This is a genomic window from uncultured Granulicatella sp. (assembly GCF_938030755.1).
In the GTDB taxonomy this organism is placed as follows: domain Bacteria; phylum Bacillota; class Bacilli; order Lactobacillales; family Aerococcaceae; genus Granulicatella.
Genome location: NZ_CALHIF010000006.1, coordinates 12,604 through 32,683 on the forward strand (window position 1 = coordinate 12,604; position 20,080 = coordinate 32,683).

21 protein-coding genes and 1 other annotated feature are annotated in these 20,080 nt (G+C 37.0%); of the genes, 20 read left to right on the forward strand and 1 reads right to left on the reverse strand.

What is annotated here, in order from left to right; genetic code table 11:
* Positions 1-15 precede the first annotated feature (15 nt).
* From ftsZ to Q0594_RS00365, 10 genes are all read left to right on the forward strand, one after another.
* On the forward strand, positions 16-1,308 hold the full coding sequence (gene ftsZ / locus Q0594_RS00320) for a cell division protein FtsZ (protein ID WP_298729035.1): 1,293 nt from the start codon (positions 16-18) through the stop codon (positions 1,306-1,308).
* Positions 1,308-1,991, forward strand: a complete 684-nt coding sequence (locus Q0594_RS00325) for a YggS family pyridoxal phosphate-dependent enzyme (protein WP_298729036.1) — start codon at positions 1,308-1,310, stop codon at positions 1,989-1,991. The genes ftsZ and Q0594_RS00325 overlap by 1 nt, the downstream gene beginning before the upstream one ends.
* On the forward strand, positions 1,991-2,440 hold the full coding sequence (sepF, locus tag Q0594_RS00330) for a cell division protein SepF (protein WP_298729037.1): 450 nt from the start codon (positions 1,991-1,993) through the stop codon (positions 2,438-2,440). Before Q0594_RS00325 ends, sepF begins: the two co-directional genes overlap by 1 nt.
* Before the next feature lie 12 nt (positions 2,441-2,452).
* A complete protein-coding gene (locus Q0594_RS00335; protein ID WP_298729038.1) occupies positions 2,453-2,713 on the forward strand; it encodes a hypothetical protein in 261 nt (86 codons plus the stop codon).
* 14 nt (positions 2,714-2,727) lie between these two features.
* A complete protein-coding gene (locus Q0594_RS00340) occupies positions 2,728-3,519 on the forward strand; it encodes an RNA-binding protein (RefSeq protein ID WP_298729039.1) in 792 nt (263 codons plus the stop codon).
* A gap of 13 nt (positions 3,520-3,532) precedes the next feature.
* Positions 3,533-4,090 (forward strand): DivIVA domain-containing protein, encoded by a 558-nt coding sequence (locus Q0594_RS00345; RefSeq protein ID WP_298729040.1) that lies wholly within the window; start codon positions 3,533-3,535, stop codon positions 4,088-4,090.
* Positions 4,091-4,146: 56 nt separating this feature from the next.
* Positions 4,147-4,524 carry an iron-sulfur cluster biosynthesis family protein gene (locus tag Q0594_RS00350; RefSeq protein WP_204702757.1) on the forward strand — a complete coding sequence of 126 codons (378 nt, stop codon included), beginning with the start codon at positions 4,147-4,149 and terminating at the stop codon, positions 4,522-4,524.
* Between the two features lie 121 nt (positions 4,525-4,645).
* The gene (locus tag Q0594_RS00355) at positions 4,646-6,403 is read left to right on the forward strand and encodes a phosphotransferase (RefSeq protein WP_298729041.1); all 1,758 of its coding nucleotides are present in this window, start codon (positions 4,646-4,648) and stop codon (positions 6,401-6,403) included.
* Positions 6,403-7,137 carry a sugar phosphate nucleotidyltransferase gene (locus Q0594_RS00360; RefSeq protein WP_298729042.1) on the forward strand — a complete coding sequence of 245 codons (735 nt, stop codon included), beginning with the start codon at positions 6,403-6,405 and terminating at the stop codon, positions 7,135-7,137. Before Q0594_RS00355 ends, Q0594_RS00360 begins: the two co-directional genes overlap by 1 nt.
* On the forward strand, positions 7,130-8,656 hold the full coding sequence (locus Q0594_RS00365; RefSeq protein ID WP_298729043.1) for a BCCT family transporter: 1,527 nt from the start codon (positions 7,130-7,132) through the stop codon (positions 8,654-8,656). Before Q0594_RS00360 ends, Q0594_RS00365 begins: the two co-directional genes overlap by 8 nt.
* A 151-nt stretch (positions 8,657-8,807) precedes the next feature.
* Here Q0594_RS00365 and Q0594_RS00370 read toward each other — a convergent pair whose 3' ends face one another.
* The gene (locus tag Q0594_RS00370) at positions 8,808-9,245 is read right to left on the reverse strand and encodes a CopY/TcrY family copper transport repressor (protein ID WP_298729044.1); all 438 of its coding nucleotides are present in this window, start codon (positions 9,243-9,245) and stop codon (positions 8,808-8,810) included.
* Positions 9,246-9,502: 257 nt separating this feature from the next.
* Here Q0594_RS00370 and nrdI point away from each other — a divergent pair, with 257 nt between their 5' ends.
* From nrdI to rpsI, 10 genes are all read left to right on the forward strand, one after another.
* Positions 9,503-9,868, forward strand: a complete 366-nt coding sequence (nrdI, locus tag Q0594_RS00375) for a class Ib ribonucleoside-diphosphate reductase assembly flavoprotein NrdI (protein WP_298729045.1) — start codon at positions 9,503-9,505, stop codon at positions 9,866-9,868.
* Between the two features lie 10 nt (positions 9,869-9,878).
* The gene (gene nrdE / locus Q0594_RS00380; RefSeq protein ID WP_298729049.1) at positions 9,879-12,038 is read left to right on the forward strand and encodes a class 1b ribonucleoside-diphosphate reductase subunit alpha; all 2,160 of its coding nucleotides are present in this window, start codon (positions 9,879-9,881) and stop codon (positions 12,036-12,038) included.
* Between the two features lie 29 nt (positions 12,039-12,067).
* On the forward strand, positions 12,068-13,078 hold the full coding sequence (gene nrdF / locus Q0594_RS00385) for a class 1b ribonucleoside-diphosphate reductase subunit beta (RefSeq protein ID WP_298729046.1): 1,011 nt from the start codon (positions 12,068-12,070) through the stop codon (positions 13,076-13,078).
* 547 nt (positions 13,079-13,625) lie between these two features.
* Positions 13,626-14,984 carry a serine hydrolase gene (locus Q0594_RS00390; protein ID WP_298729047.1) on the forward strand — a complete coding sequence of 453 codons (1,359 nt, stop codon included), beginning with the start codon at positions 13,626-13,628 and terminating at the stop codon, positions 14,982-14,984.
* A 245-nt stretch (positions 14,985-15,229) separates the two neighbouring features.
* Positions 15,230-17,179 (forward strand): S9 family peptidase, encoded by a 1,950-nt coding sequence (locus Q0594_RS00395; protein ID WP_298729048.1) that lies wholly within the window; start codon positions 15,230-15,232, stop codon positions 17,177-17,179.
* A gap of 154 nt (positions 17,180-17,333) precedes the next feature.
* Positions 17,334-17,462 (forward strand) — a sequence feature (ribosomal protein L20 leader region).
* Between the two features lie 44 nt (positions 17,463-17,506).
* On the forward strand, positions 17,507-18,010 hold the full coding sequence (gene infC / locus Q0594_RS00400) for a translation initiation factor IF-3 (RefSeq protein ID WP_070444481.1): 504 nt from the start codon (positions 17,507-17,509) through the stop codon (positions 18,008-18,010).
* A gap of 23 nt (positions 18,011-18,033) precedes the next feature.
* On the forward strand, positions 18,034-18,234 hold the full coding sequence (gene rpmI, locus Q0594_RS00405; RefSeq protein ID WP_005605917.1) for a 50S ribosomal protein L35: 201 nt from the start codon (positions 18,034-18,036) through the stop codon (positions 18,232-18,234).
* A 68-nt stretch (positions 18,235-18,302) separates the two neighbouring features.
* Entirely contained in the window at positions 18,303-18,662 is a 360-nt protein-coding gene (gene rplT / locus Q0594_RS00410) for a 50S ribosomal protein L20 (protein WP_005605911.1), read from the forward strand.
* Between the two features lie 86 nt (positions 18,663-18,748).
* Entirely contained in the window at positions 18,749-19,192 is a 444-nt protein-coding gene (gene rplM / locus Q0594_RS00415) for a 50S ribosomal protein L13 (RefSeq protein ID WP_039848825.1), read from the forward strand.
* A 13-nt stretch (positions 19,193-19,205) separates the two neighbouring features.
* The gene (gene rpsI, locus Q0594_RS00420; protein ID WP_005605904.1) at positions 19,206-19,598 is read left to right on the forward strand and encodes a 30S ribosomal protein S9; all 393 of its coding nucleotides are present in this window, start codon (positions 19,206-19,208) and stop codon (positions 19,596-19,598) included.
* The last annotated feature ends 482 nt before the right edge of the window (positions 19,599-20,080 follow it).

A 20,080-nucleotide genomic window follows, 5' to 3' on the forward strand; every position in this document is an offset into this window, starting at 1 on the left:
CAAGGAGGAAATAAAATGGATTTCGAATTCGATACAAATTTAGATGGCGCAGTAATTAAAGTCATTGGTGTTGGTGGTGCTGGTAACAACGCTGTTAACCGTATGATTGCAGAAGGAGTACAAGGTGTAGAGTTCATCGTAGCAAACACTGATACTCAAGCTTTAAGAAATTCAGAAGCTGAAACTAAAATTCAATTAGGACCAAAATTAACGAAAGGTTTAGGTGCTGGATCATTACCTGATATCGGTCTAAAAGCTGCAGAAGAAAGTGAAGAACAAATTCGTGAAGCTTTAGTTGGCGCAGACTTAATTTTCGTTACTGCTGGTATGGGTGGTGGTACTGGTACAGGTGCTGCACCAGTTGTTGCTCGTATTGCAAAAGAATTAGGCGCATTAACAGTGGGTGTTGTTACACGTCCATTTAGCTTCGAAGGACCAAAACGTGGTCGTTTCGCTGCAGAAGGTGTTGCACAATTAAAAGCAAACGTAGATACATTAGTAACGATTTCAAATAACCGCTTATTAGAAATCGTTGATAAAAAGACTCCTATGTTAGAAGCTTTCCGTGAAGCTGATAATGTATTACGTCAAGGGGTACAAGGGATTTCTGATTTAATCACTGCACCTGGTTACGTTAACTTGGACTTCGCTGATGTGAAGACAGTGATGAAAGATCAAGGTTCAGCATTAATGGGGATTGGTGTTGCTAGTGGTGAAAACCGTACAGCAGAAGCTACGAAGAAAGCTATTTCTTCACCATTATTAGAAGTATCTATCGATGGAGCAGAGCAAATCCTATTAAACATCACTGGTGGTGCAGACTTAACATTATTTGAAGCACAAGACGCTTCTGATATCGTTGCAGCAGCTTCAACAAGTGAAGTAAACATTATCTTCGGTACTTCAATCAATGAAAACTTAGGAGATGAAGTCATTGTTACTGTTATCGCAACAGGAATTGATGAGGAGCGTAAACACGAAAAAAAGTCAGTAACTCGCGCTAACCGTTCTCCATTTACAAGCAGTACTTCAACTCGTAAAGATTTAGGGAATAACCCTCAAACTTTCCAAGAAAAACAAGTGCCTTCAAAACCACAAGTTGTAGAAGAAAAGAAAGCAGAAAAAGACTTGTTTGGTGACTGGGATATCCGTCGTGAAACTACAGTGCGTGATACTTCTTCATCAACTGATGCAGATTCACCATTTGCGCAAAGCAATTTTGTAGAAGCTCCTTCTGATGAGCCAAAACAAGCTGAAAATGATGGATTAGATACTCCGCCATTTTTCAGAAAAAGAAATAGAAATTAATGAGTATCATTAAACAGAATGTAAGTCGTATTATGAACTTGGTTGCATCTTCTTGTAACCAAGTTCATAGACTATCTACGGAAGTTTGTCCTATTGTTGTGACAAAAAATCGCTCTCAAGAAGAAGTTCAAGAGATGTATGATTTGGGTTTTCGACATTTTGCGGAGAATCGTGTTGAAAAACTACTTGAACGGCAGGAACAATTTCCCCAAGAGGATATTTTCTGGCATTTAATCGGTCCTTTGCAAAAGCGGAAAGTAAAACAAGTTATTAATCACATTGATTTATTTCATGCTCTTGATAGACTTTCTATAATGAGTGAGATTAATAAACGACTCGAGCAACCTTTGGACTGTCTGTTAGAAATAAATGTCTCTGGTGAAGAAACGAAACATGGTTTTTCACCTGAAGAGGCTTTTGGCGCATATAAAGAGAGTAAACAGTATGAAAAAATCCATATTGTTGGGCTAATGACGATGGCGCCTTTTGAAGCAAGCGATGAAGAAATTCGCTTCTTTTTTTCGCGTTTAGCACAATTAGCCAAAAAAATTGAAGAAAACGAAAAACTATCACAACCACTCCAGTTAAGCATGGGGATGAGTGGTGATTTTCCAATTGCTATCCAGTGTGGCGCAACATATATTCGAATTGGCACAAGCTGGTTTGAAACGGAGGAAGAATAATGGGATTCATGAATCGTGTCAAAAACTTTTTAAGTCCTGAAGATTATTACTATGAAGAAGATGATCATTTTGAATATGTGGAAGAGATTGATGATAATACTCAGACTCCACTTCGTTCTAAATCGAACGCTTCGAATGTCGTTCCTTTCCAAAGTCCAGGAGTAAAGAAAACATCTAAAATCTATGTGATGGAGCCTAGCGTATATTCTGAAGCAGAACGCATAGCAGATGCTCTCTTAAAGGGGGAAGCAGTACTCATCAACTTTAAACGGATGGAACCAAAAGATGCAAAACGTGTCATTGATTTTGTAGTAGGAGTGGCGTATGCTATCAATGGTGATGTTCAAAAAGTAAGAGAAGAAATTTTTATTTGCTCACCAGCTAATTTTCAAGTACAAGGAAACTTTGACGAGGAAGCAGGAGATGCTTTTCGACGTCCGGAGTTTTAGAGGAGAATGATTATGGCAAGTGTACTAATTGAATGGTCTACTTTTATTGCGTCAGTTTTTACATTATTTTTAATTGTATATGGGTTAAATATTTATTGGAATATGTATCTTCCGATGTTTATTGAAGAATTGCTAGATAAAGTATGTAGACCTTTTGTAAGTCTTTTTAAAGATGTAAGAATTGGAAATTATAGTTTAGCATTGGTGACCGCAATGGTCGTTGTATTTTTTATCAATTTAGTGTTTGTTAGTTTAATACGTTTGATTTTATAACAAGGTGAAGGATTATGAGCAATGGAGTTGAGCAACACTTTAGAAAAGAGGAAATCTCTTTTCTAAATCAAGTTGAAGAATGGGTAGAAGAAGTACGTTTGCAGTACGCGCCTGTATTGACGAATTATCTTGATCCGCGCCAACAGTTTATTGTGGAGGCGATTGTCGGTCAGTATGATGATGTTCGTTATTTCTTTGATGGCGGGTATATTGATGCTGAACGAAAACGCTGTATGATTTGTCCGGATTATTATGAACCTACTTTTGAGGATTTCGAAAATGCTCTATTTCATATTCAATATCCGAAGAAATTCGCTACATTGGGGCATGGTAAGGTTCTTGGGTCACTGATGAGTCTTGGATTTGACCGTAGTCTGATTGGCGATATTATTTCTAATGGAGAAGATTGGCAATTATTCTGTGCTCAAAATATGAAAGAATATATCAAACAACAGCTAGAAAAAATTGGGAAAGTTGCTGTTCGACTGGAAGAAGTCGACTATACGAAATTAATAGTACCAGTGGATCATTGGACAGTTATTCAAACGGTAGTGAGTTCTCTTCGTTTAGATACAGTGATTGCTTCAGTTTTTAATGTATCTAGACAACGTTCCAAAGAAATGATTGAAAGTGGAAAAGTAAAGGTGAATTGGACAGAAGAGAATCGCCCGGACTTTATGCTGGAAATTTTAGATATTGTATCCATTCGCGGATATGGACGCCTTCAAATTCAAAAAATTGAAGGACGAACAAAAAAAGATAAAATTAAAATCGAACTTGGTCTATTAGAAAAAAATAAAAAATAAAGGGGAGTTATTCATGTCAATTACACCAAACGATATTCATAACAAAGATTTTTCAACCAAATTTAAAGGATTTGATCCAGAAGAAGTTAATGACTTTTTGGATGAAGTCAAAAAAGAATTAGAACATTTAATTCGTGAAAATAAAGATTTAGAAAAACGCGTGAAATTTAATGAAGAAAAAGTAGAATACTTTACTTCTATTCAAGAAACTTTGAATAAATCTATTATTGTAGCTCAAGAAGCAGCAGACAGACTACGTGAAAATGCGCGTAAAGATGCGGAAATCATTATTTTCGAAGCAGAAAAAATAGCTGAAGAATTATTAAAAGAGGCAGCTGAAAAAGCGACTCAAATTAATCGTGAAACAGACGCAATTAAGAAGGAAACGCGTATTTTCCGTCAACGTCTTCAAATCTTAAGTCAAACACAATTAGAAATGATTAAAAATGAAGAGTGGGATATGGTGTTAAATACACCTTCACAAATTGAAGTGACACCACCGACAATTGATTCAATTATCGAAAAACGTGCTAAAAGAACTGAGCACCTTACTGAAGAAGAACAACAATAATCAATTTAAAGGGGACCAAAAGGAGGTCTCCTTTTTCGATAGAAAGAGAGAAAACGATGGAAATTTGGTTTAGTGAAACAGCTAAAGATAAACTATTAAAATTAATAAATGAAAAAGGATTAACAGATGTTTTTTTCGTTATGGATTATGCTGATGGAGATAGTCCTTTCTACGACGAAGGCGGACGGTGTCATTGCCAAGTCAATGAAAAGTATCATTTAGTCATTTTAAAAAAAGAAGAGGAGTCTACTTTACATCGTAAGTTCGACAAGTTATTAGAGACTAATTTTGGAAAAGTTTATGTTTCTAGTCGCTATGAAATGATGTTTGACCAGAAAAATGTAGTCGATTATAGTATGGATAAATATGGATTTTACTTAAAGAGTGAGGCAGGTATCTTATCCATGAGACTCAATATTGATTTTATAGCGTAAAAAGATGAGCATTTGCTCATCTTTTTTGTTTTTAAATATTTCTTTACCTTTAAAAGACTTGTACCTTCTAAGAAGAAATAGTATACTAATTCTGTTCACAAAAACAAAAGAGGTGAATTTTATGAACAAAGTTAATTTAGATTTGTTGAAATTAATCAAAAAGAACGCTATTCATAATCAACGAGAATTAGCAGATTTATCAGGATATTCTCTTGGACTGGTAAATCGTGAAATTAAAAAATTAAGAGAATTAAAGCTAGTTGATGAAAAATTTCGTATGACTAGTAAGGCAAAAACCTTATTCAAGAAAAATAAACCTAAAAATGCAGTAATCTTGGCTGCTGGCTTTGGGATGCGAATGGTCCCCATCAATACAGAAACGCCAAAAGGACTTCTAGAAGTCAAAAATGAGCCACTTATCGAGCGATTGATTAAACAATTACGAGAAGTGGGAGTATCGGATATCACTGTGGTTGTAGGCTTTATGAAAGAACAGTACGAGTATTTAATCGATGATTTTCAAGTAAAATTAGCAGTGAATCCAGATTATGCTACGAAAAATAATTTTTATTCATTACAACGAGTTGCTGGAATTTTAGGAAACACGTATATTGTCCCTTGTGACTTGTGGTGTGAAGAGAATCCTTTTGAAGAAGACGAACTATATTCTTGGTATTTGATTGGACACGAAGAAGTGGAACAAAGCTATTTTAGAGTGAATAAAAAGCAAGAAATTATCATTAGTGAGAAAAGAAGAAAAGGAAACCGTCCTTACGGCATTTGCTATCTTGCTGAAAAAGAAGCTAAAGTGGTGGCAAAACAATTAAATATAGCTGCTGAAGAAAAAAGACATGAAAAATCTTTCTGGGAAGTTACTTTAGAAGATAAAGATAGAAAATATATTGTATATCCAAAAATAATCGATGATAAAAAGATTGCTGAAATCAATACTTACGAGCAGTTACGTGAAATCGACCATTCCTCCAGTCACCTTGAAACGGATGCTTTAGTAAATATTTCAAAAGCGTTAGAAGTTCCTTTAGAGGAAATTGTAAATATTGAAGTGTTGAAAAAAGGAATGACGAATCGTAGTTTCTTATTTACTTGTAAAGAACAAAAGTACATTATGCGTATTCCAGGGGAAGGAACGGATCATCTTATCAATCGTAAGGAAGAAGCAGATGTTTATCGTGTACTTGAAGGTAAGAAAATTTGTGACGACGTTGTATATATAAATCCTGAAAATGGATATAAGATTACAGCCTATCTAGATGGAGCACGCTCTTGTGATAGTGAAAATAAGGAAGATTTGAAACGTTGTATGGCAAAACTTCATGAGTTTCATGCGTCTAAACTGAAGGTCGCGCATACGTTTGATCCATTTAAACAGATTGTGTTTTATCAAAGTTTATGGAATGGACAAGCGTCTTACTATAAAGACCATGAAAAAACGCAAAAGGAAATATTAAGTTTAAAGAGTTTTGTGGAAAAATATAAAGAAGAGCCAGTTCTCAGCCATATAGATTCAGTCTACGATAATTTTCTTTTCACGAAAGAAGGAGATATTCGACTAATTGACTGGGAATATGCAGGAATGCAAGATCCGCATATCGATATTGCAATGTTTTGTATTTACGCTGGTTATGACCGTAAACAGGCGGACGAATTGATAGACCTTTATTTTGAAGGAAAATGCGAAAAGATGACGCGTATTAAAATTTATGCGTATATGGCCGTCAGCGGAATGCTTTGGAGTAACTGGTGCGAATATAAACGGACCTTAGGGGTAGACTTTGGAGAGTATTCACTGATGCAATACCGTTATGCCAAAGACTTCTACCGCATTGTGCAAGAAGAATTAGCAAAAGAGGAAAATTAATGACAAATACGATTAAACGAGCAATTATTATGGCTGCGGGAAAAGGGACACGAATGCGTCCAATAACGAATGAAATTCCAAAACCATTAGTAAAAGTAAATGGGAAAAGAATGATTGATACGGTAATCGATGCCCTATATGAGCAAGGGATTCACGAGATTTATGTGGTCGTCGGTTATTTAAAGGAAAAATTTTCTGAGTTAAAAGAAACTTATCCCAACATTACCATTGTAGAAAATCCTTATTTTGATATTGCCAACAATATTTCTTCTCTTTATGCTGTCAGAGAGCATTTAGAAGAAGCCATTATTTTAGATGGAGACCAATTGATTTTTAACAGTAATATTTTACATCCAGAGTTTACACGCTCAGGGTACGCTTGTATTCCAGTAGAAAATGTCACGGATGAATGGCTCATGCAAGTGAATACTGATGGAGTCGTTACCAGCTGTAGTCGTACTGGTGGAGAAAAGGGATGGCAATTATATAGCATTTCTCGTTGGACAAAAGAAGACGGACAAAAGTTAAAACATCATTTAGAAATTGAGTTTGAAGAAAAGAAAAATCATGAAATTTATTGGGATGATGTAGCGATGTTTTGTTACCCCAAAGAATATGAAATGGGCATCTATCCAATGCAACAGGGAGATATCGTAGAAATCGATAGCTTGGAAGAGTTAGTGACAATGGATGCATCGTATCAAACATTATTAGAGGAGGGTCATTATGAATAATGAATTGGAGAAAAAATCGTTAAGAGATGAAATTGACTGGATTGCAACACTTGTACCACTATTTGGAGTATTATTCTTAGGACTATTATTTTTAATATTCCCTGATTCTAGTTCTGCTGTACTTGAAGGAGTTCGAGGGTTTCTAGGAGATCAATTTAGTATTTATTATGCGATGTTAGGAGTTGGCGTATTCCTTTGTAGTGTGTATGTGGCTTTCTCTAAATATGGACGTATCGTTTTAGGTGGGAATGAAGCTAAAGTAGAGTATTCGAATTTCCAATGGGGAGTTATGATTTTTACTTCTACGATGGCTGCAGATATTGTGTTCTATGCCATGATTGAGTGGGCGCTCTATGCGCAAGAGTCCTATCTTGGAGAGCTTGGAAGCATTCAAAAATGGGCTTCAACATTCCCATTATTCCACTGGGGACCTATTGCCTGGGGATTCTACATCATGTTAGCTGTTGCTTTTGGCTTCATGTTGCATAATCGAAAAGTAGAAAAACAAAAATTTTCAGAAGCTTGTCGTCCTCTTTTAGGAGATAAAGTAGACGGATGGATGGGAAAAGTCATTGACTTAATCGCGATCTTTGCATTAATAGCTGGAACAGCAACAACATTCTCTCTAGCGACACCACTTCTTTCAGCGGCCATGAGCCAAGTGTTTGGAATTCAAAATTCGAAACTAATTACTATTGTTGTATTATTGTTAATTGCGGTAGTCTATACAAGTACTGTTATGTTAGGAATGGAAGCTGTCTCAAAATTAGCAGCAATTTGTACCTACTTATTCTTTGCACTTCTTGCGTATTTCCTATTCCTAGGAGGAGAGACCGTTTATATTCTTGAAACAGGATTTAGCGCAATTGGGAATCTTGTTCAAAACTTTATCGGAATGTCTACGTGGTTGGATCCACTTCGTGAGACGAGTTTCCCTCAAAAATGGACAATCTACTACTGGTCTTATTGGATGGTATGGTGTGTAGCGACGCCTTTCTTTATCGGAAGTATTTCAAAAGGTCGTACTGTTAAAAATACGGTACTAGGCGGATATGCATGGGGAATTGCAGGAACATTTACAGCATTCATTATTCTTGGAAACTACGGTCTTGCGCAACAATTAAAACATGGCGTAGATATTACAGGGATTTTGAATACGAATGCGGATTATGCTGCCGCGATTCTTAAAATTTTTGAGACAATGCCATTAGCGAATATTGGATTATTACTTCTGGCTGTGACCATGATTGCTTTCTACGCGACGACGTTCGATGCATTAACACTGGTAGTATCTGCTTATTCATATAAAGAATTAACACATACACATGATAGTGATAAGCGTGTTCGTATGTTTTGGTCATTAGTACTGATTCTATTCCCAATCGCGTTGATTTTCTCTGAAAATTCAATGTATAATCTTCAGTCGGTAGCCATTATTGCAGCCTTCCCAATTGGGATTATTATCATTATGATTATTGCAAGCTTCTTTAAAGATGCAAAAGATTATTTGAAATCTTAATAAGGCGATGACTATGAATCTATTTACGGCTACTATTAAATCCGTAAAAATCATAGTCATTAAGTGAAAATTCAAGATAGATCAAACAGTAATATCTGGAAAAAACCCTATTGTTTAAAGGCATTCTGTCTTTAAGCAATAGGTTTTTATGTTAGTGATGGTGGTGACAATTACATTGCCCAGGTAGACAGTTGCATGCAACAGAAGTAGGGGCGGTGGCGGATTTTTCTTTTAAGGCATTCACTAATACTTGAATGTCATCTTGGCTTAAGGTTGCTTTATTGATTAAAGTATGTAATAAATTCCCATTTTGTTTGTGGCACACTTGTTCAAGAAGTACATCTGTCTCTTGATCGAGTTGCTCTTTTTCCAAAATCGTTGCAGAATAGTGGAAAGGTTTCTTTCGATTATTGATTTGAATATAGCCTTTCTTCGTTAGGCGAATAATAAGTGTTTTTACAGTTGATTCACTCCAAGGGAATGATTTCTGCAGTTGTTCGATGATAAATCCACTAGTACTACTTGGGTTTGCCCATAGTACGCGCATGACCTGACGTTCTGAGGGGCTTATTGGTTGAAATTCTGTCATAAATAGAACTCCTTTCTACAGGTTTAGTCTACAGTCGTCGACCGTTTCTGTCAATCGTTTTACTTGATTTTTTGCGTACACTAAATGTCGGTGGTGAGTAGCTAGAGTCACCATATTTTGTGTTTCATAAAAAAAACAATACAAAATGTTGTTAAAATGTTGCAAAAAACTTCCGGGCTATATATAATTAGTTTCGTGAGTTTCAAGTGAGATTGGAATGCATTTACTTGTATTTCGAATTCAGAAATGGAGTATCTGTGAAAGTCGTTTATTTATCACTAACTGGAAAAACAAGACAATTCGTAAAAAAATTAGGCTGGGATTTTGTCGAAATTTCTAAGAAAAATCCCGTATGTCAAATGGAAGAACCTTATATCGTCATTACACCAACTTATGGAGAGCAAGTGGCGAATTTTTTTTATGAATTTATTGAATTTGGAGAGAATCGAGCACTATTAAAGGGAGTTGCTGGTTCAGGGAATCGCAATTTCAATACGAGTTTTTGTTCGAATTCCAGAGAATTAGCGTCTAAATATGGGATTCCGCTACTGCATTGCTTTGAAAATCAAGGTACAGATAAAGATGTACAAATACTAATAGAAAAGGTGAGAGAGATTGGATAGTCCAAAATTAATGAATAAGACTCAAGAAGTTACATACTTCGCATTAAACAATGAGTTAAACCGTCCAGTTGATGGGAAAATCCCATTGCATAAAGATCGTGAAGCGGTTCGTGCCTTCTTCTTAGAACACGTAAACCCAAATACAGTTTTCTTCTATACATTAGATGAAAAACTAGATTACTTAATCGAACACGATTATTTAGAAGCAGAATTCTTAGGGAAATATAATCGTAAATTCGTTAAGAAATTAATGAAAGAAACGTACAAGAAAAAATTCCGTTTCCGTTCATTCATGTCTGCATTTAAGTTCTATAAACAATATGCAATGAAGACAAATGACGGTCAACGTTACTTAGAACGTTTTGAAGATCGTATTGTATTTAACGCTCTTTTCTTAGCAGATGGCGATGAGCAATTAGCACAAGATTTAGCGGAAGAAATGATTACACAACGCTATCAACCAGCAACACCAACATTCTTGAACGCCGGGAGAAAACGTCGTGGGGAACTCGTTTCTTGCTTCTTAATTCAAACAACTGACGACATGAACAGTATCGGTCGTACAATCAACTCAGCTCTTCAATTATCAAGAATTGGGGGAGGAGTAGGGGTAAGCTTGTCTAACGTTCGTGCAGCAGGTGACCCAATCAAGAAAATTGAGAATGCATCAAGCGGTGTTGTTCCAATTATGAAATTATTAGAAGATAGTTTCAGCTACTCAAACCAATTAGGTCAACGTAACGGTGCCGGTGCGGTTTACTTAAACGTATTCCACCCAGATATCGTATCGTTCTTATCTACGAAAAAAGAAAATGCGGATGAAAAAGTACGTGTGAAGACATTGTCACTAGGTCTTGTTGTTCCAGATAAATTCTATGAATTAATCAAAAACGACGACATCATGTACTTATTCAGTCCATACGATGTGGAACGTATTTACGGTGTACCATTCTCATATGTGGACATCACTAAAGAATATGACAACATGGTGAATAACCCTGAAATCCGCAAATCTAAATTACGTGCGCGTGATTTAGAAAATGAAATTAGTAAATTACAACAAGAATCTGGATATCCATATGTGGTGAACATCGATACAGCAAACCGTGTAAACCCAATCGATGGAAAGATTATCATGAGTAATTTATGTTCTGAAATCCTACAAGTTCAAGAACCTTCAGTGATCAACAATGCTCAAGAGTATGAACACTTAGGAACAGATATTAGCTGTAACTTAGGCTCAACAAACATCGTGAACTTAATGAAATCTCCTGACTTCGAACGCTCTATCGAGGTAGCCGTTCGTGCGTTAACGTTTGTAACAGACCACTCAAGTATTGATGCCGTTCCAACCGTTAAGAATGGAAACAGCAAAGCACATACTATCGGTCTTGGAGCGATGGGATTACATACATTCTTTGCATTAAATCAAATGGAATACGGCTCACCGGAGTCTATCGAAGCAACTGATTTATACTTCAGAATGTTGAACTTCTACACATTGAAAGCAAGTAACAAGATTGCTAAAGAACGTGGCCAATCATTCGTTGGGTTCGAACGTTCTAAATACGCAACAGGTGAATACTTCGACAGCTATATCGCTGAAGAGGTACAAATTCAATCTGACAAAGTGAAGAAAATCTTTGAAAAACTTCCAATTCCAACTGTAGAAGATTGGAAACAATTAAAAGAAGATGTGATGAGCGGTGGATTATATCACCAAAACCGTTTAGCAATTGCGCCAACTGGTTCAATCAGCTACGTAAACGAAACAAGTGCGTCACTTCACCCAATTACTCGTTTAATTGAAGAACGTCAAGAGAAGAAGACTGGTAAGACTTATTACCCAGCTCCATTCTTATCAAATGACACTTTACCATTCTACAAATCAGCGTACGATATCGATATGCGTAAAGTTATCGACGTATACGCAGCGGCTCAAAAACATATCGACCAAGGGATGAGCTTGACACTCTTCATGCGTTCAGAACTTCCTGAAGGATTATATGAATGGAAAGAAGGACGTACAAACAAGATGACAACACGTGACTTAAACATTTTACGTAACTACGCGTGGAATAAAGGCATCAAGTCAATCTACTATGTACGTACATTTACAGAAAACAACGACGAAATCGGAAGTAATGCTTGCGAAAGCTGCAGCATTTAATGGGAATACGAAAGAAAGGACATAAGCTCGTGAGTACAAAACGATATTTTAATGAGATTCTTTCTCAAAAATCTACACAACCAGTAGAGTACTATAAAGCGATTGACTGGAACCAAGTTGAAGACATGATTGATAAATTAACTTGGGAAAAACTAACGGAGCAATTCTGGTTAGATACACGTATTCCAGTATCAAACGACTTAGACGACTGGAGAACTTTATCACCTGCTGAAAAAGATGTAGTAGGTAAAGTATTCGGTGGATTAACATTATTAGATACCCTTCAATCAGAAGAAGGTGCAAGCTTAATGAAAGATTACGTGCGCACGCAACACGAAGAAGCAGTATGGAATAACATTCAATTCATGGAATCTGTTCACGCGAAAAGTTACTCAACCATCTTCAGTACTTTGCATACTAAAGCAGAAATCGAAGATATTTTCGAATGGACAAATAATAATGAATTCTTACAATTCAAAGCGAAAAAGATTAACGAAATCTACCAAAGTAAAGACGCTTTGAAGATGAAAGTTGCTTCTACAATGCTTGAAACATTCCTATTCTATAGTGGATTCTTTACACCACTTTATTACTTAGGAAACAACAAGCTTGCAAACGTAGCTGAAATCATCAAGTTAATCATTCGTGACGAATCAGTTCACGGAACGTATACAGGTTATAAATTCCAGCAAGGCTACAACGAATTATCTGAGCAAGAACAAGAAGAAATGAAGATGTGGGTATACAACTTATGCTTGGAACTATACCAAAACGAAGTGAAGTATACGCAATCTATTTATGACCAAGTTGGTTGGACTGAAAAAGTAAAAGTATTTATTCGTTATAATGCGAATAAGGCGCTTCAAAACTTAGGGTTTGACCCATTGTTCCCGGATACTGCTGAAGATGTGGATCCGATTGTAATGAACGGAATTTCAACAGGTACAAGTAACCATGACTTCTTCTCGCAGGTTGGGAATGGGTACCTACTCGGTAGTGTTGAAGCGATGGATGATGAAGACTATTCAAAATGGATGTAATTTCTATCCGAACAGGTTCCTGAAAAGGAGCCTGTTTTTTTGTGTATCTGGTGAGGTACCATTCAAAAACACTACGTGTTATTTCGGAGATCTTCATAGTGGTGACAATAGCTACACCGGATTGAGTCTAAGGTCTCAATCCTACTGAGCTTCAAAGGGACTCTACGAAATAAATTTCGAAGATTCCCTAATTCACATCAGTTGTGGTCGCTATTGTTACCACTATAGACTCCGAAATCACTTCGTATTTTTGATTACCAAATATGGTAATTTAGGAATCAGTTTTGTGAAATAAGTTTATTGGTGTATTCATATCCAAACTTCAACACCCTTGTAAAAGGAGAAGTGCAGGGATAAATTATCTGCTTCTTATAGAGTTTTTAAAACATATTGAGCTTTCGGCTACACTTAATAATTATAAGAATAACTGTATCATTTTAAGAGGAGTTTTTAAGTTTAGAAAAATGATTTAGATTTGTATTAAGTTTTATTGCAAAAAGAGGGAGAATTCAATAAAATGAGAGGAGATGTTTTAAGGGGAAAAATAATGAAAAAAATAATCAAATTAGTTTGCGTCTTGTTTTTATTGATGATTGGAGTTGTCAGCTCAATATCAACAGTGAACGCACAAGAATCTGTTTTAAAAATAGTTAAAGATGAAGGGTATGAGATTAGCTCTTCAGATACACCGAAAGCTTCACTAGTTGTGAGTATAGCGAATGGTGAAATACTATGGCAGGAAAATCCTGATAGGGCGGTAGATCCTGCTAGCTTAAGTAAATTAATGACGATTTTTATCGTTTATGATGCGATTAAAGAAGGGAAAATAAGCTTAAGTGATAAAGTAGTCCCAACCGCAACAGATGAAGCTATTTCTAAAATTACAGCCTTAAGTAATGTTCCGCTAACTGCTGGAGTCGAGTATCCAGTGGAGGAGCTTGTAAAAATGGCACTCCTTCCTTCCTCCAATGCAGCAACGATACTGCTGTCTCATCTAGTCAACAATAATTCGGATGAATTTGTAGACTTAATGAATAAAAAGGCTAAAGAATTGGGAATGACGAATACTAAATTTGAAGGAGCAACTGGTGCGGTAGCGGAAGATTTTCAAGGTCATTATACGGTTAAACGCCATTCTATGAATCAACCCAACCAAACGACCGCTAGAGACCTAGCTAAAATGGTGATAGCATTATATAAATCACACCCAGAAATCACTCAGTTTACGAGAAATAGCACACTTACGGTTATGAGTAGAACACCGTATGCACAAACGATTAAAAACACCAATCATTCGGTACAAGGGGATTTATTAGCGTATCCTGGTATTATTGGTTTAAAAACGGGAACCAGTGAGAGAGATGGATTTAACTATATAGGAATTTATCAAAAAGACGGAGTAGAACTATTAGATATTGTCTTAGGGGTAAGTGAATGGACTAGTGCTCCTGGAGAGTATAATCGTCATAAAATTGGTAATGCTTTATTGAGTTATGTCTTAAAGCAATATGAGGCGCAAACTTTATTCAATCCCGGGATTCAAACGATTCAAGGCCAAAAAGTGAAATTAGATCACGCTGTGAAGGTCTTTACTGAAAAAGGAAAGACAGCTGACTATCAAATTGAGGGAAATCAGTTGAAAGTCGCTACACCTCAAGGAACAATCTATGAACAAGAATTAACGTATTCAATAGAGAAAGAACCGGATGGAGTTACTGAATCTACTTATGAAGAAACAACAACTGAGGCTAGTCAATGGATTCCAAAAGTTATTTGGAATAAGACCATGCACTTTATTAAGAAACTTCCACTTCTATTTTGGGTGTTCTTTTTTGCGATTGTACTTGTTTTTTACGTCCTTAGAAAATTTTTGAAAACTGGTTCCAAAATAGACTGCCGAAAATAGAAAAAGCAAATAAATTCAAGCATAAAATAGTATTTTTGCTTTTTGAAAATAAAAATGTTATTTTTTTGTTCTCATTTTACGAATAAGATTTTTCTTTAGATTGTAAAAAAGACGACGAACAAGAAGCGTAACCAATCAAATGAAGCGTGAGACTAGAAAAGATAGTCTCACGTTTTTGTTTGCCATTGCAAAACTTTCGTTAGAAGAGTAGACTGAAAGAGTACATGCGCAAAAGGAGTGATCATATGAAGAAAATCGAACAAAAAGATTTATTTGAATTAAAAAACGTAGCCCAACCGGTTGTAGCGGGTGGTGATATCTTCTTTACAGAAACGAAGATGAATGAAAAGAAGAATACTTATGAAACAGCTATTTATAAGTATACCAACGAAGGAAAAGTAGCTTACGGAGATGATGGGACGGTCAATTCATCGCTTCAAGTATCACCGGATGGAAAGTGGATTAGTTTTGTCAGTAATGAAGGAGAAGATAAAACTCCTCAATTGAAAATTCAAGCTGTATCTGGTGGGAAAGCCATCGCCTTAACTCAGGAGAAAAAAGGCGTCTCTATATATGTTTGGGGAAAAGATAGTAAGTCTATTTTCTATCAAACGACTAAAGCTGATGAGGAAGAAAAGAAAGAAGAATTTCCTCAACCGATCATCGTTGAAAAAATAACGTATCGATTCGATGGAGGGACCTTCTTACCAAATAAAGAAACGACTCAAATTAAACAGGTAGAAGTTTCCACTAAAGAAGTGAAGACACTTTTTGAAACGGAAGATTCTATATTCTTCAGGGATGTGTTACATGATGGTGGAAGCCTTGTTGTAGACCGTGATTTATCCAATATTCGTTGGACATTAGATAGTGCAGAGGCTTGCTATGTGGATGTGGCCACAGGGGATATTCATCCAATTCTTGAAGCTGGAACAGATGAATCTTACCGCTATATGTTGGATTCAAAAGAAGGAGTTATTTTAGCTTATAATTCCGGGGAACACGGATTTGTTACACAAGTAGACATCGTATTCAATAAAGAAGGTCAACCAGGTTCAGAAGGAAGTATTTTAAATTTAACGTCTGGATTAGATGTGGAATGGGGAGACTGGCTAGTTGCTGACTTCCAACAATCAGTTACTGGGGTTGAACCTCAATGGATGGATAAGGATAGCTTCCTCATAAGTGCAAGTGTGGAAGGGAAAATCGTATTATTCCGTCTCTTTTTAGATGGAAGAAATGAAGTTCTTTTTGATAAAGAGGTTCATATTACAGGAGCCAAAATCATCACTGAAAAAGAACTCGTCATCACTTATTCAACGACGACAATTCCTAGCGCGTTAGCAACAGTAGATTTAACCACTGGAGAAATTACAAACCTTTATAATCCGAATGAAGCCTACTTAGCCGAACATATCGTTACAACGCCTGAACGCTTTACGTATAAAGGTTACGATAACTGGGATATCCATGGATGGTATATGCCGCCAGTAGAAAAGAAAGACAAACATGCGGCAATCCTCTATGTTCACGGTGGACCACAAGTGGCTTACGGCGAAAGTTTCTTCCATGAAATGCAAGCACTTGCTGCAAAAGGCTACGGTGTCATTATGATTAACCCACGCGGAAGTAACACTTACGGACAAAACTTCGTGAAGAGTATTCTTGGCGACTATGGGAACCACGATTTTGACGACTTAATGATGGGGGTAGACTATATCTTAGAAACACACCCTGAAGTAGATGCGGACCAATTATACGTTGCAGGAGGAAGCTATGGTGGATTCATGACAAACTGGATTGTAACGCATACGGATCGCTTCCGTGCCGCTGTCACACAACGATCCATCAGTAACTGGATTAGCTTCTATGGCACAAGCGACATCGGACCATTCTTCGTGGAAAAACAATTGCTCGATGACATTAACCATACTAAACGTTTATGGGAAATGTCACCAGTAGCTCATGCCAAAAATGCAAAAACTCCATTACTAGTTTTACACGGACAAAGTGACCTTCGTTGCCCCCAAGAGCAAGGGGAGCAAATGTATATGGCCATGCGTAAAAACAATGTGCCAACAAAAATGATTCTCTTCCCTCAGTCTAGTCACGGGCTTTCTCGTGCTGGATTACCAAATCTACGTCAAGAACGTCTAAAAGCTATTACAGACTGGTTTGAGGAATATTCAAAATAAGATGAATACAAGTGGAAATTTCGCTCAAAATAGAGTAGATTTGTTGACGAATTTGAAGGAATACTGTATTCTACTAAAAGGAAAATTTAATAGATACTTGTAAGAGGATATGTATTGACAGATTCTCTATTATTTGGTAGACTATTGGAGTTGAGAAAACAAGCAGAAGCATCCCGCTTCTCGCCTAAGTTGACAAGGGTCCTTGGGCTGATAGGAAATGTTCAAGTTTTAAAAAGACATTGGCAGCGGGAGTATTCTATTACTTCCGTTGCTTTTTTGCTTTTTTTCTCTCAAAATTTCTTGGAGGTGAATATCATAGCAAAAGATATGATGGTCAATGATGGAATTCGCGCTCGTGAGTTACGTGTTATTGACAATAACGGTGAACAAATTGGTGTTCAATCGAAAAATGATGCTTTACGTTTAGCAGAACAAGCTGGACTTGATCTAGTATTAGTGTCGCCAAACGCAAAACCACCAGTTGCCAGAATCATGGATTATGGTAAATATCGTTTTGAACAGCAGAAAAAAGAACGAGAAGCTCGCAAAAACCAAAAAGTCATCAATATCAAAGAAGTGCGTCTAAGCCCTACAATTGATGAGAACGACTTTAATACGAAGTTAAAAGCAGCGATCAAGTTCCTTGAAAAAGGTGATAAAGTCAAAGCAAGCATTCGCTTCAAAGGTCGTGCCATTACTCATAAAGAGATTGGCCAAAAAGTTCTCGAGCGTTTAGCAGAACAAGTTTCTGAAATCGCAACAGTTGAACAAAAGGCTAAAATGGACGGACGAAGCATGTTCTTGATGTTAGCACCTAAGAATGATAAGTAAAAAAGTAACAGGAGGAAAGTCTCATGCCAAAACAAAAAACACACCGTGGTTCAGCTAAACGTTTCAAACGTACAGGTGGTGGAGGATTAAAACGTTCTCAAGCCTTCACAAGCCACCGTTTCCATGGCAAAACTAAAAAACAACGTCGTCACTTGCGTAAACAAACAATGGTTCACGCTACTGACATCAAACGTATTAAACAACAATTAAGTCAAATGCGTTAATTCAGCACGCAAACTATTACATTTTCAAGCCAGTCGCAAGAGACTGATAGACCAAGGAGGAATTAATTATGCCACGTGTTAAAGGTGGAACAGTTACTCGTCGTCGTCGTAACCGCGTTTTAAAATTAGCTAAAGGTTACTACGGAGCGAAATCAAAATTATTTAAAACAGCTAAACAAGCAGTCATGAAATCATATATGTATGCTTACCGTGACCGTCGTCAAAAGAAACGTGACTTCCGTAAATTATGGATTGCACGTATCAATGCGGCAGCTCGCTTAAACGGATTAAGCTACAGCAAATTAATGCACGGCTTAAAATTAGCTGGTATCGAAATGAACCGCAAAATGTTAGCTGACTTAGCAGTTAACGATGCAGCTGCATTCACAGTATTAGCAGACAAAGCTAAAGAAGCATTAGCAAAATAATTTTATTTTCTAGATAATAGATCCACATTTGAGCCCCGTTAAACTCAATGTGAAGAATACCAAGAAAGAAATTGGAGGAAACAATCGTGCGTACAACATACATGGCTAAAGCTAGCACTACAGAACGTAACTGGGTTGTTATCGACGCTACTGATGTGCCATTAGGACGTCTTTCAGCTGTTGCAGCAAGCATTTTACGTGGAAAAAACAAACCAACATTTACACCTAACGTTGATACAGGTGATTTCGTAATCATCATCAACGCTGACAAAGTTGCCTTAACAGGTAAAAAAGCAACTGATAAAGTTTACTATCACCACTCAAACCACCCTGGTGGATTGACTGCTCGTACAGCTGGTGAATTACGTGCTAACAACTCTCGTAAATTAGTTGAATTATCAATCAAAGGCATGTTACCTAAGAACTCATTAGGTCGTCGTCAATTTACTAAATTACATGTTTACGGTGGAGCTGAACATCCACATGCTGCACAACAACCAGTAGCAGTAGACATCCAATCACTAATCTAAGGAGGAAAAAGCATTGGCTCAAGCACAATACCGCGGCACTGGACGCCGTAAAAATTCAACTGCCCGTGTTATCTTAGTACCAGGGACAGGAAACATTACAATTAACAAAAAATCAATCGAAGAATACATCCCATTTGCTTACTTACACGAAGTAATCAAACAACCTTTAAACTTAACTGAAACTTTAGGTTCATACGACGTTTTAGTTAACGTTAACGGTGGTGGATTCACAGGTCAATCAGGAGCTATCCGTCACGGAATCGCTCGTGCATTATTAACAGTTGACCCTGACTTCCGTGGAGTGTTAAAAGCTGCTGGCTTATTAACACGTGACCCACGTATGAAAGAACGTAAAAAACCAGGTCTTAAGAAAGCTCGTAAAGCGAGTCAGTTCTCAAAACGTTAATTTTTTACAAGTATTTATTACAAACTCAAAGCACTCTGTACATACAGGGTGCTTTTTTTGTTGAGAATTGGCGGTCGCAATTTCCACAGCCGTTGGAACGAAGCGACGTACGGATGTGGATGCGTACGACGAAGGAGTAGCCAATAAACGTTAATATCGTTCTATTGCGAAGACTTATTCAAAGCATCCCATTTATTGGGGTGCTTTTTCTTTGTAGAGAATTGAGGTCAGTTTCCGTAGCCGTAGGAACGAAGTGACGTACGGATATGTATGCGACGGGCGAAGGCCTAGCAAGGAGGTGTTGGAGCATAGCGACTTACGGATGTGGCTGCGACGGCGAAAGCCTAGCCAGTGGGTATTGTTGCTTTAGCAACTTACAGCCATGTATGCGAAGCCCTAGCCAATAAACGATAGTATCGTTCTATTGCGAAGACTTATTCAAAGCATCCCATTTCAACATTTTGAAGGAAATATTGAATCAA

Excerpts from the sequence above, each read along its gene's own strand:
- sepF (WP_298729037.1), top strand. The coding sequence starts at position 1,991 with ATGGGATTCATGAATCGTGTCAAAAACTTTTTAAGTCCTGAAGATTAT.
- Q0594_RS00365 (WP_298729043.1), top strand. The coding sequence starts at position 7,130 with ATGAATAATGAATTGGAGAAAAAATCGTTAAGAGATGAAATTGACTGG.
- Q0594_RS00395 (WP_298729048.1), top strand. The coding sequence starts at position 15,230 with ATGAAGAAAATCGAACAAAAAGATTTATTTGAATTAAAAAACGTAGCC.
- Q0594_RS00390 (WP_298729047.1), top strand. The coding sequence starts at position 13,626 with ATGAAAAAAATAATCAAATTAGTTTGCGTCTTGTTTTTATTGATGATT.
- Q0594_RS00360 (WP_298729042.1), top strand. The coding sequence starts at position 6,403 with ATGACAAATACGATTAAACGAGCAATTATTATGGCTGCGGGAAAAGGG.
- Q0594_RS00355 (WP_298729041.1), top strand. The coding sequence starts at position 4,646 with ATGAACAAAGTTAATTTAGATTTGTTGAAATTAATCAAAAAGAACGCT.
- Q0594_RS00350 (WP_204702757.1), top strand. The coding sequence starts at position 4,147 with ATGGAAATTTGGTTTAGTGAAACAGCTAAAGATAAACTATTAAAATTA.
- rplT (WP_005605911.1), top strand. The coding sequence starts at position 18,303 with ATGCCACGTGTTAAAGGTGGAACAGTTACTCGTCGTCGTCGTAACCGC.
- Q0594_RS00345 (WP_298729040.1), top strand. The coding sequence starts at position 3,533 with ATGTCAATTACACCAAACGATATTCATAACAAAGATTTTTCAACCAAA.
- infC (WP_070444481.1), top strand. The coding sequence starts at position 17,507 with ATGATGGTCAATGATGGAATTCGCGCTCGTGAGTTACGTGTTATTGAC.
- Q0594_RS00370 (WP_298729044.1), bottom strand. The coding sequence starts at position 9,245 with ATGACAGAATTTCAACCAATAAGCCCCTCAGAACGTCAGGTCATGCGC.
- ftsZ (WP_298729035.1), top strand. The coding sequence starts at position 16 with ATGGATTTCGAATTCGATACAAATTTAGATGGCGCAGTAATTAAAGTC.
- Q0594_RS00335 (WP_298729038.1), top strand. The coding sequence starts at position 2,453 with ATGGCAAGTGTACTAATTGAATGGTCTACTTTTATTGCGTCAGTTTTT.
- Q0594_RS00325 (WP_298729036.1), top strand. The coding sequence starts at position 1,308 with ATGAGTATCATTAAACAGAATGTAAGTCGTATTATGAACTTGGTTGCA.
- nrdE (WP_298729049.1), top strand. The coding sequence starts at position 9,879 with ATGAATAAGACTCAAGAAGTTACATACTTCGCATTAAACAATGAGTTA.
- Q0594_RS00340 (WP_298729039.1), top strand. The coding sequence starts at position 2,728 with ATGAGCAATGGAGTTGAGCAACACTTTAGAAAAGAGGAAATCTCTTTT.
- rpmI (WP_005605917.1), top strand. The coding sequence starts at position 18,034 with ATGCCAAAACAAAAAACACACCGTGGTTCAGCTAAACGTTTCAAACGT.